Source organism: Halochromatium sp. (genome assembly GCF_054919635.1).
The window spans coordinates 1-3,639 of record NZ_JBUDPI010000365.1 but is presented as its reverse complement, the minus strand read 5'-3'; the positions used below and the strand labels follow the sequence as shown (position 1 = coordinate 3,639).

Sequence of the window (3,639 nt, the reverse complement as noted above, 5' to 3'; positions counted from 1 at the left end):
AAGACGAGAGCGAGCTCCTCGTCGAGCGGTTTTGGCAGAACGACGCCGGACTCCAGGGCGTCAAGCGCTACCGCTTCGAGCGCGGTCGCTACCTGGTGCACGCCAGCCAAGAGGTCATCAACGGTACCGATGCGCCGATTGCGGTGCGCGATTATGAGCAGCTAAAACGCACCGAGCTGTACGACCCGAACAAGTCGAGCTTCATCCATACCTACACCGGCGGCGTCTACTACGGGCCGGACGTCAAGTATAGGAAGGAATCCTTTGGCGAAATGGCCAAGCGTCCGCTCGACGCGACCATCACCGATGGCTGGGTGGCGATGATCCAGCACTATTTCATGGCGGCCTGGATTCCGCCATCCGGTGTTGCCGAGACCTTCTACACCAAGGTCGTCAATAACGGCAGCCGCTACATCATCGGCGCCTACTCCCCCTCGATCACGATCCCAGCAGGCGCGACCCATACCTTTGAGAGTCAGCTGTTCGCTGGTCCGAAGCTACAAGACCGACTCGCCGAGATTGCGCCCGGTCTGGAGCTGGCCGTCGACTACGGCTGGCTAACCATCCTGGCCGAGCCGATCTTCTGGTTGTTGAACGCGATCCACTCGATCGTCGGCAACTGGGGCTGGGCGATCATCATCCTGACCATCTTGATCAAGGCCGCCTTCTACAAGCTGTCCGAGACCAGCTACAAGTCGATGGCCAATATGCGCAAGATGACACCGCGCATTCAGGCCTTGAAGGACCGTTACGGTGATGACAAGGAGAAGCTGAATCAGGCCTTCATGGAGCTGTACAAGAAGGAGAAGATCAATCCCCTCGGTGGCTGTTTGCCGATCTTGGTGCAGATCCCGGTCTTCATCGCCCTCTACTGGGTGCTGCTCGAGAGCGTGGAGCTGCGCCACGCACCCTTCATCCTCTGGCTCGACAACCTCACAGAGCCCGATCCCTACTACATCCTGCCGCTGATCATGGGCGTCTCCATGTTCGTGCAGCAGAAGCTCAACCCGCCGCCGCCCGATCCGATGCAGGCCAAGATCTTCATGGCCCTGCCATTCGTATTCACGGTGTTCTTCGCCTTCTTCCCGTCCGGCTTGGTGCTGTACTGGACCACTAACAACCTGCTGTCGATAACCCAACAGTGGTACATCACCCGGAAGGTTGAGCAGGCCGCGAGCCACGGCGGTGGCCGGAGCGGAAAGAAGACCAAGTGACATAACCAGCGCATCTGATATCGAGACGCTTGGTCGGCGCCAGCTGGACGCTGGTGCGGACCCTGAGTTTGATCATCACCGCCGATGGCTATAGTGGACGCGCCAGACCTTGGGCTCGCCGCGACAGCGCACGCGACCGCTGCCGGTGGCGACATCGACACCATCGCGGCGATCGCCACTGCGCCCGGCGCGGCCGCGATCGGTATCCTGCGCATCTCCGGACCCGGGGCCAGTGCAATCGCCCTGGCCATGCTCGGGTCGCTGCCAGAGCCTCGACTGGCCAAGCTCTGCCCGTTCCGTGATAGCGCGGGCGACGCCATCGATCAGGGCCTAGCCCTGTGGTTTTCGGCACCTGGCTCCTTCACCGGAGAGGACCTGCTCGAGCTGCAGGGACACGGTGGCCCGCGTGTGCTCGATCTCTTGCTCGAGCGGGTGCTTGAGCTCGGCGCGCGCCCAGCCCGTCCCGGTGAGTTCAGCGAGCGCGCCTTCCTCAACGGCAAGATCGACCTCGCTCAGGCGGAGGCGATCGCCGATCTGATTCAAGCCGCTACAGCGACGCAAGTCCGGCTTGCCAATCGCAGCCTACAGGGCCTGTTCTCCCGTCAGGTGCGTGCGCTGGTCGAGCAGCTGACACGGCTGCGCACCCTGATCGAAGCGGCGATGGATTTCCCAGATGAGGAGCTTGACGAGCTGCCGATCGGCGATGCCGACCTTGCTGACATCTTGACAAGTGCCGAATGCGTACTTGCAAACACGCAGCAAGGCGAGCTGATCCGCGATGGTCTCCTGGTCGTCATCGCCGGACCACCGAATGCCGGTAAGTCGAGCCTCCTCAACGCTCTTGCCGGGACCGATACCGCCATCGTCACCGAGATACCAGGCACCACCCGCGATCTCTTGCGCGCCGAGGTGCAGATCGACGGCTTGCCGATAAGACTGGTCGACACCGCAGGACTGCGCGATTCGCCCGATCCTGTCGAGCAAGAAGGGATTCGCCGGGCACGCGATCAGATCGCCCATGCCGATCATCTCTTGCTGCTCATCGACGACAGCGCAACGCCTCCCGACAGCAGCGTCGAGGACCAGCTTGGCGAGCTCGCGCTCGCTCCCGATGTGCCACTGACCGTCCTGCGCAACAAGATCGACCGCAGCGGGCGTCCACCCGGACTCAAGACCAATCCCGACGGTGGTATCGAACTCGCCTGCTCAGCGCTGACGGGCGCGGGTCTCGACCTGCTTCGAGATCACCTCAAGACTATCGCCGGCTACCGAGGTGCCGACGCGGGCGAATACTCCGCGCGTCGGCGTCACGTCGCGGCGCTGCGACAGGGGTTGCAGCATCTCCTCGATGCACAGCGGCTTTGGGCCGCGCCGGCCGACTCCGCGGGATCATCGCTGGACCTGGTCGCCGAGGAGCTGCGCTTTGCTCAGCGCGCATTCGGCGAGATTACCGGTGAGGTCAGTTCAGAGGACTTACTCGGCCGGATCTTCAGCGAGTTCTGTATTGGCAAGTAGGCGCTGCGGCCGCCAATCCGCGCCCTAATCGCCCTGATCACCGTCCATCAATCCGAGTAACCGCTCGGCCTCATCGGCGATCTCTGTGCCAGGGTCCAGCGTCTGCGCCTGCTCGAGCGCTTCGCGGGCCACCGATGGCTGGTTATTTTGCAACGCGACAAATCCAAGGCTGAGCCAGACGCGCTGAAACTCCGGGGCAAGCTCGGTTCCTTCCTGTAAGCGCTCTAACGCCTCAGCACCTCGACCAAGATAGTGCAGCGCCAGACCAAGATCATTGAGGGTCTCGGCATCCTCGGGTCGCAGCTCCAGCACGCGCTGGTACAGTGGGACCGCTGCTTGGAAGCGTCTTGCTGCGAAGAGCTGATCAGCGGCGTTTCCCAATGCGAGCGGATCATTCCTATCAAGGTCGACGCCCCTCTCGCCGGCCTGGCCATCAAGGGCTTGGCGCATGCGTTGGCCAAGCTCGCCGGCCTGGCTGCCATCTCCCTCGCCGCTTGTGCTAGCGGGCACCTGATGCGGCACCTGAGCCGCAACCCCTGGCCGCGGCGGGTGGCGCAGGTAGTAATCGCGCGTGAACGCGAACACCGCAAAGCCGTAGAAGAACAGAAAGAGGGCAAAGAGGACCCATTGCAGGCCCGTGAGTCTTGGCAGCATCGGCGTCACGGTGTTGATCACGTTAGGGTCAGCGGATGCTGCGAATCTTCGCCGACGCTGTCAAGCAGAGCTGCCCAGCACGACCGGAGATGGACCCACACGAAAGAAGCCGATCCGAAGGGCCCATCGGAACTAGGATCGCCAGCAAACAACGCGATGCAGGATTCCGCCGACTGAACTTGACGAATGCTTTATGCTTAGTCGCTGCTGACCCTTGAGCTGGAGACCTTGCACCTATGCCAACCGCTCTGAAAGA

The 3,639-nt window shown here is 62.3% G+C and carries 3 protein-coding genes; 2 read left to right on the top strand and 1 reads right to left on the bottom strand.

The genetic code is table 11. The features are described 5' to 3' along the window. On the top strand, nt 1-1,214 hold a 1,214-nt coding region (gene yidC, locus ACY693_RS16660; RefSeq protein WP_462322932.1), incomplete at its 5' end, for a membrane protein insertase YidC. Nucleotides 1,215-1,298: 84 nt separating this feature from the next. Further along, nucleotides 1,299-2,729, top strand: a complete 1,431-nt coding sequence (gene mnmE / locus ACY693_RS16655) for a tRNA uridine-5-carboxymethylaminomethyl(34) synthesis GTPase MnmE (protein ID WP_462322931.1) — start codon at nt 1,299-1,301, stop codon at nt 2,727-2,729. Nucleotides 2,730-2,753: 24 nt separating this feature from the next. On the opposite strand, the gene ACY693_RS16650 is transcribed toward mnmE, so the two are convergent. After that, nucleotides 2,754-3,383: a tetratricopeptide repeat protein gene (locus tag ACY693_RS16650; RefSeq protein ID WP_462322930.1), complete on the bottom strand. Its 630-nt coding sequence runs from the start codon at nt 3,381-3,383 to the stop codon at nt 2,754-2,756. Between the last annotated feature and the right edge of the window lie 256 nt (nt 3,384-3,639).